Origin of the sequence: Stieleria mannarensis, assembly GCF_014154935.1 — a bacterium.
Classification (GTDB): Bacteria; Planctomycetota; Planctomycetia; order Pirellulales; family Pirellulaceae; genus Stieleria; species Stieleria mannarensis.
Window position 1 is genome coordinate 63,213 of sequence record NZ_JACEHH010000013.1, and the last position, 14,176, is coordinate 77,388.

6 protein-coding genes are annotated in these 14,176 nt (G+C 62.1%); 3 read left to right on the forward strand and 3 right to left on the reverse strand.

Going from position 1 to position 14,176, the window contains the following annotated elements:
* The first annotated feature begins 95 nt into the window (after window positions 1–95).
* Together H1B37_RS11000 and H1B37_RS11005 are read left to right on the forward strand one after the other, a co-directional pair.
* Complete coding sequence (locus tag H1B37_RS11000) at window positions 96–950, forward strand: sigma-70 family RNA polymerase sigma factor (RefSeq protein WP_182866705.1); 855 nt, start codon at window positions 96–98, stop codon at window positions 948–950.
* A complete protein-coding gene (locus H1B37_RS11005; RefSeq protein ID WP_182866706.1) occupies window positions 931–4,773 on the forward strand; it encodes a WD40 repeat domain-containing serine/threonine protein kinase in 3,843 nt (1,280 codons plus the stop codon). The genes H1B37_RS11000 and H1B37_RS11005 overlap by 20 nt, the downstream gene beginning before the upstream one ends.
* 395 nt (window positions 4,774–5,168) lie before the next feature.
* Here H1B37_RS11005 and H1B37_RS11010 read toward each other — a convergent pair whose 3' ends face one another.
* Window positions 5,169–8,519, reverse strand: coding sequence for a PVC-type heme-binding CxxCH protein (locus H1B37_RS11010; RefSeq protein WP_182866707.1), 3,351 nt, complete (start codon window positions 8,517–8,519; stop codon window positions 5,169–5,171).
* Window positions 8,520–8,770: 251 nt separating this feature from the next.
* Here H1B37_RS11010 and H1B37_RS11015 point away from each other — a divergent pair, with 251 nt between their 5' ends.
* On the forward strand, window positions 8,771–9,301 hold the full coding sequence (locus tag H1B37_RS11015) for a hypothetical protein (RefSeq protein ID WP_182866708.1): 531 nt from the start codon (window positions 8,771–8,773) through the stop codon (window positions 9,299–9,301).
* A gap of 268 nt (window positions 9,302–9,569) precedes the next feature.
* Here the strand turns inward: H1B37_RS11015 and H1B37_RS11020 are convergent, their stop codons facing one another.
* Both H1B37_RS11020 and H1B37_RS11025 read right to left on the reverse strand, forming a co-directional pair.
* A complete protein-coding gene (locus H1B37_RS11020) occupies window positions 9,570–11,054 on the reverse strand; it encodes a DUF1501 domain-containing protein (RefSeq protein WP_182866709.1) in 1,485 nt (494 codons plus the stop codon).
* Window positions 11,055–11,061: 7 nt separating this feature from the next.
* Complete coding sequence (locus H1B37_RS11025; protein WP_182866710.1) at window positions 11,062–14,079, reverse strand: PSD1 and planctomycete cytochrome C domain-containing protein; 3,018 nt, start codon at window positions 14,077–14,079, stop codon at window positions 11,062–11,064.
* Between the last annotated feature and the right edge of the window lie 97 nt (window positions 14,080–14,176).

The following is a 14,176-nucleotide window of genomic DNA, read 5'->3' on the forward strand; positions in this document are numbered from 1 at the left end:
ACAAGTTGTGTCAAAATATGTCAGACTATTCACACCCAAAGGACAGGCGGCTCGACGTTTCGAGACGTTGCTTTTCACCCTCCGCCTTCACGCATATGTCTGAAAGTTCAATCACTCTGATCCTGAATCAGCTTCGTCAGGCGGGGACCGAAGAGGAGAGGCAGCTGGCCGCGGCCAAGCTGTATCGATGCTATCGTCGCCAGGTGGAACGCGTCGCACGAGGACGGCTGACGCCCGGTGGCGGGTTGGCCGACGAGGAAGACGTGGCCCAAAGTGCCTTTCGAAGCTTCTTTGATCGCATCGAAACCGGCCAGTTGGACGCGTTGGTCACCGGCGGGCAGGCCTGGGCAATTTTGGCCCGGCTAACCCGCAACAAGGCGATCGATTCGGTCCGCTATGACAACGCACTGTGCCGCGGCGGCGAAGGCGGCCGCCGGGCATCGGAATCGCTGGCCGGCGACGCGATGAAATCGTCCCGTGTGAATCTGCTGACCAATCAACCCGGCGCCAATCAGCCCGGCGCCAATCAACCCGGCGCCAATCAACCCGGGGGCAAGCACGCAAATGGCTCGGTGACGGGCGGACCCGTGGGGGCGCGGAACCGATTGCCGATCGGCGACGGGGTTTCACCGAATTCGTCGCGGATCGAATTCGCCTCACAGCGGACCAGCGGTAAGCGCGAAGATTTTCCGCTCGACGCGGTCCGCGACGCCAACCAACGCTCGGGCGAAGAGCTGGCCGCGTCCAACGAAGCGGTCGAGCGTTTTTTGGAACAGCTTTCCGAAGCCACGCTGCGTGGAATCGTGTCGATGAAACTGCACGGTTTTACCAATGAAGAAATCGCCGAAAAACTCGGCTGTGCGACTCGAACGGTCGAGCGAAAACTGAATCTGATCCGTCGGTTGTGGAGTCCGATTCTGGAGAACTCCGATGAACACCGACAACCCTGATCCGCCGGGCGGCTCGGCCGAGGATTCGCGCGAGAAATGGATCACGATTGATCGTTTGTGTGATGCTTACGAGGCGTCGCTTCAACAGGGAGAGGTGGAGCGGGCGCCGTTCCTGGCCGGTGTGCCGAAGGACTGGCGGGTTCAGCTGACCCACGAACTGGATGCCATCGACGCGGCCTACCGCGATGCCGAAGAAACCTGTGACCAGACGGTCAAGGTTCCCGCCAACGAACTGCATAGTCGGCGTTTGCCGACAAACAGTCGCCTGGCCGAGCTGGCCACGTTGGACCGCGACAAGGTCTGGCTGGGTCGGTTTGAAATCCGCAAACGGCTGGGCACCGGGGCGACCGGCAGCGTGTGGTGCGCCCGAGACGCCCGATTGGCGCGTTGGGTGGCGTTGAAAGTGCCGCACGCGTCGCGGGTGACCAGCGAAACCAGCGCTGCCCGGTTTCAAACCGAAGCCCGCGCCGCGGCTGCCATCACGCATCCCAACGTGGTCCAGGTCCACGAAGTGTTGATCGAGGACGGTTTGCCGATCTTGATCCAACAGTGGATCGATGGACCTTCGCTGGCCAAGTACTTGAAAGATCATGGGCCGTTGGACTTTGACCAGGCGGCCGACTGGATGGCGCAGATTGCCGACGCGGTCGCCTGTGCCCACGAACAAGGCATCGTGCACCGGGATCTGAAACCCGCCAACGTGATGCTGAACCAGAACCGTCCGATGGTGCTGGATTTCGGATTGGCCAGTTACCCGCAAGCGTCATCCGGGTTGACCACCGAAGGCACGGTGTTGGGGACGCCGGCCTACATGAGTCCCGAACAGGCCGAGGGGGCCGAAAACGCGAACCGGCCGGCCACGGACATCTATGCCTTGGGAACGCTGTTGTATGAAATGCTGGTCGGGACGCCGCCCTTTGTCGGCAAAGCCCGCGAAGTGCTGCAGGCGACCAAGACGGCGATCCCGACGCCCCCACGCAGCCGACGCGCGGCGATTCCACGCGACCTGGAAACGATCACGCTGCGTTGCCTGGCGAAATCACCCGCGTCGCGATACCGCTCGGCGGCCGACTTGCGCGATGATCTGCAACGGTTCCGCCGACGCGAACCGATCCTGGCTCGCAAGGTGTCATGGCCGGAGAACGTTTGGGTGTGGGCGCGGCTGCATCCCGCCTACGCACTTCTGGCGGCGGGCATTCCCATCGTCCTGGTCTTGCTGTTGGGGATCCTGGGCTTTCAGATCCGGCACAACCAGCTGAGTGATCGTGCGCGATGGTTGGTCCGGCGAAATCAACAAAGCGAGGCTCAGCGCGAGGCGTTGCTCTTGCACCGGCACATGGTGGAACTGTCGCGGGCGTCACACGAGTTGGCCGAAGGCGACCGGACCCGCGGGTTGGAACTGCTGCGCAGCATTCCCGAATCGATGCGGCAGTGGGAATGGCGGTTGCTGGATCTGATTTCCCACTCGCCATCGATCCAGTTGAACGCCGATGTCCCCGGTGTCACGTCGACTTCGCCGGTCAACGCCCTGGCGGTCTCTCGTCAACACCGGCGAATATTTGCCGCCTGCAGCGACGGGACGATCTTGCAATGGCGGTTGCCGACCGATCGCGAGTTTTTCAATACCGACAAACAAAAGCGACGCGGGGTCGGCCCGGCGGAGGTGTTGGTGCAAGCCTCCGGCGCGGTGCACGCGATGGTGGTCAGTCCCGATGAGAAATGGTTGTGCTGGATCGATCGCGAGAGCGACGTGACGGTCTGGAATCTGGAGGAAAACGAACGGGACCAACAAATCCGTCTGCCGAAGCTGCGGCGTGGCCACGCCCTGGCGTTTTCACCCGATTCCACACAACTGGTGGTCGGAGGCGGGTCGGCCGCCAACGGGGAACGCGACATCGACGAGCGCAGTTGGTTGGCTCGGCTGCAGCTGGGCGAGTCGGGGATTTTTAACAACACCGATGAACGTCACTGGGGCGATCGCCCCGCAGTCACTTCACTCCGCTTCATCGATGAATCGCGGTTTGTGATCACGCGAGGTCGTTTCGAAGATTCGATGGGGACGATGGGGTTGGTTGAATTGTGGCAGTGCGGCCCCGAATCGTTGCGTGCCGAGAGAGTGATTTGGCGTGGGCTGGGGATGCGTGGCCTGGACTTTCATGCCCCGTCCCAGCGGATCGCTTGGTGCGATGATGTCGGGATGACGTATGTCAAAGACCTGCGATTGCCGATCGGACATCCGCCGTATCAGTTCCAGGCCAGTCATCGGCCGGCGTCACAGGTGCGGTTTTCGCCGGCAGGGAAGGAGTTGGTGGTGACCGGCCGCGACGGCAACGTTTCACGTTGGTCCTTGATCGAATCGCCCGAAGCCAACAAACCGGCCAGCGGTGCGACCCAACAGGAGGACGTCGCCAGCGAACCGGCGGCCCCCGACAACGAGACGGTCGCGGAACCATCGCTGCCACTGGCCATCCGCCATGTCCGCGATTACCGCGGGCACGAAAATAGGGTGGGCGATTGTCTGTATCTGGCTCCCTGTCGCAACCTGCCCGGCAAACTGCGACCGGGCCAGCTGAAGGTGCGTTTGTGTGAACCGTTTCTGGTCACCGCCAGCGATGACGGCAAGGTGCTGTGGTGGTCCAACGACGGCCACGACGCGATCGCGGCGCTGAACGTTTCCGAGCGATTGCTGCTGGACGCCACTTGGATCTCGCCTCGACAAATCGCCGTGGCTATCTCCGGCGGACGACGTCAGCGCAACCTGTTCTACAAAATGCACTCGCTGGCCAAGCACGGGCTGGATGTCGAGATGCGACGCATTCGGGTCGGCCGCGGAATCGGAAAGGCGTCTGCCGCCCGGCGACGACCGACCCCGGCGACACAACCACCCCGCGTTGCCATGTATTCCCGAAACAACTTCTTTGTGTTTGAAGCTGGGATGGGCGAGGCGGTGGCCAGTCGATCGATCGGCACACAAAAACGTTCCGTGCTGACCGCGGTCACCCTGGTCGATTCACGACACCTGATCGCCAGCATGGTGCAGGACGCCAACGTTCCCCGAGAAGACGGCAAAGGGGAACCTGATGGCAATGCGACCATTCGCCAGGAGAGTTTGTTGCTGTACGATCTGCACAGCGATGCGCCGCCGACGAAATTGATACTGCCACGATTGGGGGCAATCTCGCGACTGACGTTGGCCCCTTCAGGCGATCGGGTGTTCGGTTGCACCCGGAGCGGACGCGTTTTTTATGCGTCACTGCAGCGATCCGACGCCGGCCAATACCGCTGGACCGAGACGCCGGTGCAGGTTTGGAAGGCACATTCAAACGCGGTCAATGATTTGGTCTGGCTGGGCGAGCGGAATCAATTGGCCACCGTCGGCGATGACGGCAGCTGTGCGATCTGGAACCCACCCGGAACCGATGTCTCGGGCAGACCGATCGATCCGGTTGCCGACCAGACCCCGCCGTCGCTGGCATTCCCAGCCGATGACCTGATGCCAAGTTCCGCAGGCGTCCAATTGGCCCAGCGGTTGTTGGTCAGCAGCAGCCCGGTGACGCGCGTGACCGCCTCGGTCGGAGGCGACCGGATCGTGACCGCCGGATCCGATCGCGTGATTCGAGTCTGGGACACCCGAAGCGGATTGGAGTTGATCGAGTTGCAACCGCGGAAAGAACGCGTGGTGTCGGTCGAATTCAGTCCCGATGATCGCTTCTTGATGGTCGCCGAAGCTAACTCTCGGATCGAAGTCATTCGGCTGCTGGAATCAGAGCCGGGGCCGGAGTCAGAACCGGATTCGGAACCGGACGATGGGAATGCCGGATAAAGAAGCTCGCCCGGTTTTCAGCCTCCGAAAGATCAATCGCTTGCGTTCCGCGCCCCTCCCTGCAAGCGGTCGTGCGGCTTTTAACCTTGGAGAGATAAGGCGTTGATGCGTTTCACTCCCCTTGGCAGAAATCTCTCCTCGAGGTGGTGCGTCCGAACAGGAAGTTTGGAGGAATCAAAACAAGCCCACCGATGGCAGCGCGAACCCACGGATGTGATGCGGCCTGGGATCCGTGGGTTCGCGCTGCCATCCGTGGGCAATCGACCTCCCTACGGTTCAGATCGGCCAGAGAAAACCTGCGAAAACCCTTTAGGATCAACGAATTAAACACCGCTCGACCTCTTCCAGCGAGCGTTTTGTTTTCGCCTAAGTGTGCTTTGTGCCCCGTCCGCCGCTCACTCCACGTCGCTCGCGCTCCTGGGGTCGACTTGCAAACTGCCCAGGTAGGCGACCAGGTCACGCAGTTCGCGCGGCGTCATCTGTTTGACCAAATCGGCCGGCATCGACGAGTTTCCTTTCCGCCGGATTTCGATGTCATCTTGCAGGATGCGTTGTTGGCTGCCGTCGGCGAGGATCAATTCGACCACGTCGTCGGTTTCGCTTTTGACGATGCCGCTGTGAACCCGCCCGTCCAGGTCGATGATCACCGCCGTTTCAAAACCTTTGGCGATCTTCGCATCGGGCAAGCAGATCGCTTCGAGCAGATAGCGGGCGTCTCGCTCTTTGCCGATCACCGTCAAATTCGGCCCGACTTCGCCGCCGGCTCGATCGACCTTGTGACAGCGGACACAGGACAGCTCGGTTTTGCCAAAGAACAACTGCGCTCCGCGGTCCGGGTCGCCGCCGGAAAGCGAGTCCAACCATTTGCCAAGCGGTTCCGATTCGGCCCGTTTGGCGCGATGTTCGGCCAGCCTTTTTTGCCGGGATTCATCCAGACGCCCCTCCGCCGCTTCGATCACGTTCAGCTGCACCCGTGGATCGAGCGATTCGTCGATGTACTGGTCGATCGCCTGACCGATAGCGGCATCGGCCTTGGGGTGGTTTAGGTCGGCCAAGATGTCCCAGGCCTTTTGTCGCATCCGGGTGTCGGCATTGGAGGTGGCCGCGACGAACCGATCGATCGATTTTTCTGCCGTGTGATCGGCCAACACAGACAAACCGGCCAGTCCCAGCGGGCCTCGCGCTTCGGCCGGCGGAATCGACTCGGCCAGCCGGATCGCGTTGGCGGCGTCCAGTCGCGCCAGTGCGATCAGCGCCCGGGCACGAGCATCGGAACTGCGAGTGGAATCGGCGACCTGATCGACCAACGCGCCGGCGATCTTTTTAATTCCCAACGTCGCGGCCACTTCGATCGCTCGCAAGCGAACGTTCTCCGGTGCGGCCATCAACAGATCGATCTGTGGTTCCAGGGCAGCCGTGGCCAGGGCGGCGTCGCGCTTCTCCAGCGGTCGATAGTCGCCGATCACGCGATCCAACGGCTCGGGGGCGCCCCATTGGCCGAGCATCTCGATCGCTTCGATCCGCATCGCTTCGCTGGCCTCGGACCGAGTCGCGTATTTGGCGATCGCGATGGCCGCCTCGGCAGTCCCGATCCGAAAATTGGCGTTCAACACGCGTCGTGCCAAGGCCTCCGATTCCAGCGGTCGATGGATCAATTCGGCAAGCGCCGCGGTTCCGAACTGGATCGGATGGTCGTGAATCGCCCGCGCGGCCTCGACAACGACACGGGGGTCGGCATCGTTCAGAAAACCGGCGACCGAACCGCTGGACAGTCGCCGCAGGGCGATCACGCCCAACAGACGTGCCGAGGGGCTGGGGTGTTTGGCCAGGGCTGCGATCCGGTCGGCTTTGACGGCCCGCGACAAGTACATTGCAGCGGCGTGGCGGATGGCTGGGTCGGTGGCGTCGGCACCGGCTGCCTTGGCCAACACGGCGTCAAGAGCCGAATCGTCTTTCAGACGTCCGAGCGCGTCGATGGCGGCATAACGCACCCGAGCGTTTTCTCGCTCCAGCGCGGTTCGGGCCACCGTGGATGCCTCGGCCCAGCCCTGTTGGCCGACGATCGCCAGTGTCGCGGCGCACAGATCGTCGTCCGCGTCGGCGATCAGCTTTGTCAAAACCGATTTGGCCTTGGATTTTGCATCGTTCGCCGCGGCTTTGTCGCGGGCGATTTGGCCCAGTCCCCATGCCGCGTGCAAGCGTGCTTTGGCCGCCGCATCGGCATCTCCGGCGACCGTGCCGAGCGCGTCGGCTTGGCCGCGTCGGGCGAGTTCCCATTGGCTTTCCAGCCGAAGTCGCCGGTCGACGTGACCGAGCAAGTCGACCAGTGTTTCGGTCGTCATCGCCCGCCAGTCGCTCGCCAGCCGTTTCTGGACCTCTGCGACGATGGGATCGCCGGCGTGTTCCCGATGGCGAATGCGATACAAACGCGCCTTGCCCAGTCCTTCCCAACCGTCGACCCAGTCGCTGACGTAGAGCGCACCGTCGGGGCCGAACGCGACATCGGTCGCCAAACAGGTCCAAATCGGTTGATCGTCGGCGACCAATTTGTAACTCGCCCCGGCCGGCTGGACCTGGAACGAACGGATTCCACTGTTGCTGGGGCCGCCGCGGAAATCGCAGATCAAAAAGGTGTCGTCCAGCTCGTTGCCGAATCCGGTGCCGGGGTAATACGCCAGACCGCTCGGCCCGTCGGTGAAATTGGCAACCGGGGGAACGATCGAAGCCGGCTGGTCGGCATTGTGCGGCTCCCAGATCTTTTCCCGATTGAAGGGGCCGCGGTCGCTGAGGTATTGGTAATACATCCGCCAACCGGTATCGCCGTCCTGCAAGACGTGCACGATCCGGGCCTGGTCGCCGCTGTCGCTGTTGTTATCGACGGTGAACCAGTCCCCGCGATCGTTGAACGCGATCTCTTGCGGATTTCGCAATCCCCGCGCGAACACTTCCAACCCGGTCCCGTCCAGTTCGCAGCGGAACACGGCGCCGCTGGCCGGATCACTCAACATCTCGCCCTCGGCCGTGCGCAGGTGATAACCGCGGTCGCCGATCGTAAAGTACAGCCGTCCGTCGTAGCCGCGGATCAGCCCGTGCAGGTCATGGCCGCGAAAGGCGACGCGGACGCCGTAGCCGTCTGACAGCACGACACGTTCATCGGCCCGGCCGTCGCCGTCCTGATCGACCAGTTTCCACAGCTTGGGGATGCAGGTGTAGTAGACGTCACCGTCGATCGCCAGCACACCGGCCCCGGTGCCTTCTTCGAGTTGATTGAATCCGCTGGCCAGCACGACGCTTTTGTCCGCCCGCCCGTCGCCGTCGGTGTCCGACAACCGCCGGATGCGGTCGTCGTGCTGGGTGTACGTGACCGCCGCTTCACCGAGCAGACGCTTGTGGTAGTCGATTCGGTCTTGCACCGTCTTGGATGCCAGATCGGCCATCAGCCACTGTTGGTCGTGCCCACGATTGTCCGTTACGCCGCGGTTCTGGCGAAAGGTCTCGCACGCATAGACGTGGCCTTGGCGATCGATGTCAAAGGCGACGACGTTGGCCAGATCGGGTTCGGCCGCCCACAGACTGATCGTCCAGTCGTCGGGAATGCGGATCGCCGCCATTGCCTCGGCCGCCTCCCCGGATGCCTGGGCGATTTCCGGCGGCAGGGCTTGGGACGAGGACACATCGGCCGCCCCGACGTCCACCCCCGACCAACCGATCAGCAAGGCCAGCATCCCGCCCAACGATCGAATCAAACACCTTCGGCCATGGCCGCTTCGAGCTGTCTGGGGAGACAACAACAAACTGCATCGCGGAACATTCATAAACAGTGGTACGGCTGAAAACAAATCGGTGGCGGAAGAAGCACGACAGATCTAATATCGGCGCATCATCCAGTACGTCAACTAAGTGGCTACCTGCCCGCCGGGAAGATCCATTAGAATAGTCGCTTCACGGCAACATCGGTTCGGGAAACTCCAACGCCGGCACCATCACACCACCGTCCATGAATCGAATCGACGACGACCCAACACCAGCGCCGAATGAGGATCGGCCGGCAACCGAGGCCCCCCCCTTCGTTGCGAAGCTTGTCGATCCGGAAACCAAAGCCGCGTCCGCATCGCCGACCGATTCGCCGGTAAGCGATGAATCCGCAGCGCCGGTTGATTCAGCGGTGCCAATTGATTCAGCAATGCCGGTCCGAACCGGTTCTCCGTTCCGCGTCGATCCGCCGGACGTGCAGACGCCATCGGCCGCGACCCCGGTGTTGACGCTCTCGGGCGAAGCGGCCTACGGGGAGTTTGGGCCGTTCCTGTACACCGCCATGGGGGCTTCGGCCGCCGCGGTCGTCGTGCTGGTGTTCGCGGGCCTGGGCGCCTGGTGGTTTCCCCCGGGCGGCGCCTTGGTCGCCGTCCTCGGCGCGATCCTGTCGATCGTCGGGTTGTTTTCTAAACGCCGCTTCCGCTACGCCGCGCTGGGGACCTTGCCCCTGCACATGGGCCTGTTCCTGTTGAGCTACACGCGGGCGCTGAGCTGACCGTTCATTCGTCGACCGGATCCCATTGTGCGTGTCTATCGATTTTGGACGTTCGTGCGAGCGCCAGTGCGGGGAGGTGGTGAATGTGTTGGTCAAAAAATGGTTTGGTCAAAAAATGTGGTGTACCGACCAGGTACCGGGCGCTCTGGTAGCAATATGGACGTTTTGTGAGCGTCGGCGTCTGACCCGAATCGACCTTCACCCGACTCCTTTGGGCCCCCGATTTTTTGACCACCAAATTTTTTGACCAATCTGCCCGTTCCGCTCATCAAGCGTCTTGGGCTCCATATCCAGCCAACAATTCGTGCACGACTTCCGCTTCTTCCACACCCGTCAAGCGAAAATCCAGCCCCTGGAACTTGAACGTCAATCGCATGTGATCGATGCCCAACAGGTGCAGCATCGTCGCATGGAAGTCTCGCACGTGGACCTTGTTCTCCACCGCGTTGTATCCGAATTCGTCGGTCGCCCCGTAACTGGTTCCGCCGCGGATTCCCCCGCCGGCCATCCACATCGAGAACCCTTTGATGTGGTGGTCACGTCCGCTGCCCTGGGCCATCGGCGTGCGTCCGAATTCGCCGCCCCAGACGATCAGGGTTTCGTCCAGCATGCCGCGTTGTTTTAAATCCTGCACCAGCGCCGCGGTTCCCCGATCGACCAATCCTGCCGTCTTGGCCACGCCCGCTTTGACGCCACCGTGGTGATCCCAGCCGCGGTGGTACAGTTGGATGAACCGCACGCCGCGCTCGGCCAGTCGGCGGGCGAGCAGACAGTTGCTGGCGAATGAACCGTCCCCGGGCGTGCACCCGTAGCTGTCGATGATGTGTTGCGGTTCCCCCGACATGTCGGTCAATTCGGGCACCGAGGCCTGCATCCGAAACGCCATTTCGTACGCCGCCAATCGCGTCGCGATCTCGGGATCGTTCAATTCCTCGTTGCGGATCTGATTGATCTGCGTCACCGCGTCGACAATCTGGCGCTGTTGATCGCGGCCGACGCCGCCGGGGTTGCCGACATAATGCACCGGATTTCCGCTGGCGTGCATCTGGACACCTTGGTAACGACTGGGCAGAAACCCCGAGTGCCATTGTCGCGAACTGATCGGTTGACTTTGCCCCCCGCCTTCGCTGGTCAACACGATGAAACCCGGCAAGTCTTGCGTTTCGCTGCCCAAACCGTACAGCACCCATGACCCCATCGAAGGCCGACCGCTGATCGCCGTTCCGGTGTTGAAGAACGTGTGTGCCGGATCGTGATTGATTTGCTCGGTGTGCATCGATTTGACGATGCACATTTCATCCGCCAAGGAGCGGATGTGTGGAAAGACCTCGGAGATCATCTGGCCGCTGTCACCACAAGCGGCGAACTTGTGCTGTGGCCCCATCACCTTCAGCTCTTTTCCCTGCAACTGGGCGATCGGTTGGCCGGCGGTGATCGAATCCGGCATCGGTTTGCCGTCCATCTCCGCCAGCACCGGTTTGTAGTCGAACGTCTCCAAATGGCTGGGGCCGCCGGCCATGCACAAATGGATCACCCGCTTGATGCGAGGCCGATGGTGCGTGGAGCCGAGAACGCCGCCGATCGCACTCGCAGCGGTCGGGCCGGTCGAAACAGCGCTGGAGGCGGCGGCAGTGGCAGCCCCGGCGAAATCCGACTTCAGCATCGACGTCAAAGCGATCGATCCCAGCCCGGTGCGGCGCAGGAAGGTGCGGCGGGCGAGTCGACGCCCCAGTAGATCGTGTTCAAGATTCATCGCGAATTCAGTAGCGCGTAATGGTTTCATGGAGATTCAAAATCACACGGGCGACGCTGGTCCAAGCGGCCAGTTCGGCCGCATCCAGGTCGCCGGTGACCGCCGCATCGCCGTGGGCGACCAGTTGTTCCGCTTGGTCGCGGTTGGATCGATAGTGTGCCAGGTGGCTTTCAAAAACAGCCGCCAATTGTTCGGCGATGCGAGGTTCCGCCGGTCGCGACACGGCACTCTGGTATGCCCAATCCAGACGCTGGTCGACGTCGGAGCCCCCTTCACGGATGATCCGCTCGGCAAACACCCGCGCCGCTTCGACAAAGGTCGGGTCGTTCAACAGCACCAACGCTTGCAGCGGCGTGTTTGAACGGGCCCGCTGGGCCGTGCATTCTTCGCGGCTGGGGGCGTCAAAGGCTTTTAACATCGGGTGCAGGAAGGTGCGTTGCCAGTGCGTGTAAAGCCCGCGTCGGTATTGGTTCGCCCCTTCGTCGGCGGCATACTTGCGTCGCGGAAAGTTCAATTGGGCGTAGTAGCCGGCCGGTTGGTAGGGATGGACGCTCGGCCCGCCGATACTTTCGACCAACAGCCCGCTGATCGCAAGCGCGCCGTCGCGGACGACTTCCGCATCGACGGTGAAGCGGCCTTGCCGGGCAAACAGATCGTTGTACGGGTCGTGTTTTCGCAGCACGTCGGTCGGCGTCGACGACCGCTGGTACGTCTGGCTCATGACGATCGACCGCATCAGGTGTTTGATGTCCCAGCCCGACCGGACAAACTCGATCGACAACGCGTCCAACAAATCGGGATAGGACGGATAGGTTCCTTGGCCGCCGAAATCATCCACGCTGGCGCAGATGCCGCGACCGAATAGCAAACTCCACAAACGGTTGACCATCGTCCGCGCGGTCAGCGGGTTGTCCTCGCGGCACAACCAGTTCGCCAAATCCAGCCGCGTCGCTCGCGCGTCGCCAGTCTCAAGTTCGCCCAGAAACGCGGGGATCGCCGGAGTCACCACGTCGCCGGAATCGTCCATCCAGTTGCCACGGGGCAAGACGCGAATCGTTCGCGGCGTGACGCTGCGCGAGACGACGGTCTCCGGTGCCGTTTCATACTTCGCCTTGCGCTCGGATTCCCGCCGGCGGATTTGCTCCATGTGCGTCTTCATCGGCTCGGATTCGGCGATGTAGTAGTCGCTGATTGCCCGTTGTTGTTGCTCGCTGCGTTGGTCTTTTTCGGTTTGCAACGCTGCGGCCACTTGGGGTGGAATGCCGGCGGCGGTGATCACGCCGGCGTCGTCCCAGTGGACTAGCCCGCCGAATTGTGTGAACGCCATTCCGCCCACCTTCGCGCCTTCGGCCAGCCCGACTTCCGCGGCCGTCGCTTCTAAACGCACCCACCGGCCGGTCGCGGGCAAGTCGCCGCCGCGTCGGTAGGCCGCATCGCTTTGTTGCTTCCTGCCGTACGGAATGTCATCGCTGCCCCAGACCTTGCGGTGGTTCCAGTTGCCATCGTTGAACTGCAACATGACGGCCGAAGGGGGATTCTGGGGATCCAGATAGACCCAGCAGAAAAAGCGTGAGTCCTTGGCTGCGATGAAAGGTTGTTTCGCGCCGTCGAACAGGTGTTGTGTCAGACCGTCGCTTTGTTGTTTGCGGGAACGATTGCCGCGGTGAACGGGATCGGTATCCTTGGTGACAAAATTCCAATCCCCGCTCTTTCGGGCGTCCAGTGACAAGTCCTCGTCGATCCAATCCGTTTCGACTTCTTGGTGATCGTCCAGGCGGTCGATCACGTCGGCTTCCCACCGGTCCTGGTCCGCAATCAACGACTGACGCAGCGGCTCGATGCCCGCTTTCATCGTCTCGATTTCGCGGTCCATCGCCTCCAACTCGGCTTGCAACTTTTCGCCGGGCACGCGGATCATCGGCGGGCGACTGCGTGCGCCGTAGACACCGCGTTCATCCAGATCGGCAAAGAACGCGCCGAGTGAATAGAAGTCGCGCGTCGTGTACGGGTCGTACTTGTGATCGTGACACTGGGCGCATCCCATCGTCGCGCCCATGAAGACTTGCGAGACGTTGCGAACGCGGTCGGCAAAGTAGATCGCCAAGTATTCTTTGGCCTGCGAACCGCCTTCTTCGGTCGTTTGGTTCAGCCGGTTGTAACCCGATGCGACCTGTTGATCGAGTGTCGCGTCGGGCAGCAAGTCGCCGGCGATCTGTTCGCGGACAAACCGATCGTACGGCATGTTGTCGTTGAACGCATTGATCACGTAATCGCGGTAGGGCGATTGAGAAACGTTTTGGTCGCCGTGGTACCCGACGGTGTCGGCGTACCGCACCAGGTCCAGCCAATAGATCGCCATCCGTTCGCCGAAGCGGGGCGAATTGAGCAGTCGGTCGACCAGGTTGGCGTAGGCGTCAGTGGATTCGTCATCGAGAAACGCCTGGACTTCATCGGCCGTCGGTGGGATGCCTGTCAAATCGAACGACAGGCGTCGAATCAAGGTGATCCGATCGGCGCGTTCGGTCGGCCGGATGCCTTCGTCGTCCAACCGCGCCGAAATCACTCGGTCGATCGTTTTCGTCGCACTGTGACCAACGTCCGCATCGCCGCCTTCGATTTCACGCATCGGTTCGTACGCCCAATGGGCTTCATACGGGGCACCTGCGGCGATCCAGCGAACCAGGACCTCGCGTTCAGCTTCGGTCAGGCTCTTGTGGGACGAAGCCGGCGGCATCACTTCGTCATCCTCGGTCGAAAAAATCCGCCGCACCACTTCGCTCTCCTCCGGGGAACCCGGAACGATCGCACCCATCGACGGATCGGTCGCCTCATCGGGCAGGTCCAGTCGCAACCCCCCCTCGACGGTCTGGGCGTCGGGACCGTGACAGGCGAAACATTTATCGCTCAGAATCGCGCGGACATCGCGGTTGAATCGAATCGGTCGGTCGGCGGCGGTGCCACCGAGCGGGAAAAGGAACACGTGGGCGACCAGCAGAGTCAGCGCGGTGATCTGAAATCGAAGCATGGGGCGGGGCCGGCCGGGGGCCGAAGAGAGGGAGGGTGAGGTCGGGGGGCAGGTTACAATGCACCGACGCGCGGTAACTCAACCTATGACTGGAACC

Excerpts from the sequence above, each read along its gene's own strand:
- H1B37_RS11005 (WP_182866706.1), top strand. The coding sequence starts at position 931 with ATGAACACCGACAACCCTGATCCGCCGGGCGGCTCGGCCGAGGATTCG.
- H1B37_RS11020 (WP_182866709.1), bottom strand. The coding sequence starts at position 11,054 with ATGAATCTTGAACACGATCTACTGGGGCGTCGACTCGCCCGCCGCACC.
- H1B37_RS11025 (WP_182866710.1), bottom strand. The coding sequence starts at position 14,079 with ATGCTTCGATTTCAGATCACCGCGCTGACTCTGCTGGTCGCCCACGTG.
- H1B37_RS11000 (WP_182866705.1), top strand. The coding sequence starts at position 96 with ATGTCTGAAAGTTCAATCACTCTGATCCTGAATCAGCTTCGTCAGGCG.
- H1B37_RS11015 (WP_182866708.1), top strand. The coding sequence starts at position 8,771 with ATGAATCGAATCGACGACGACCCAACACCAGCGCCGAATGAGGATCGG.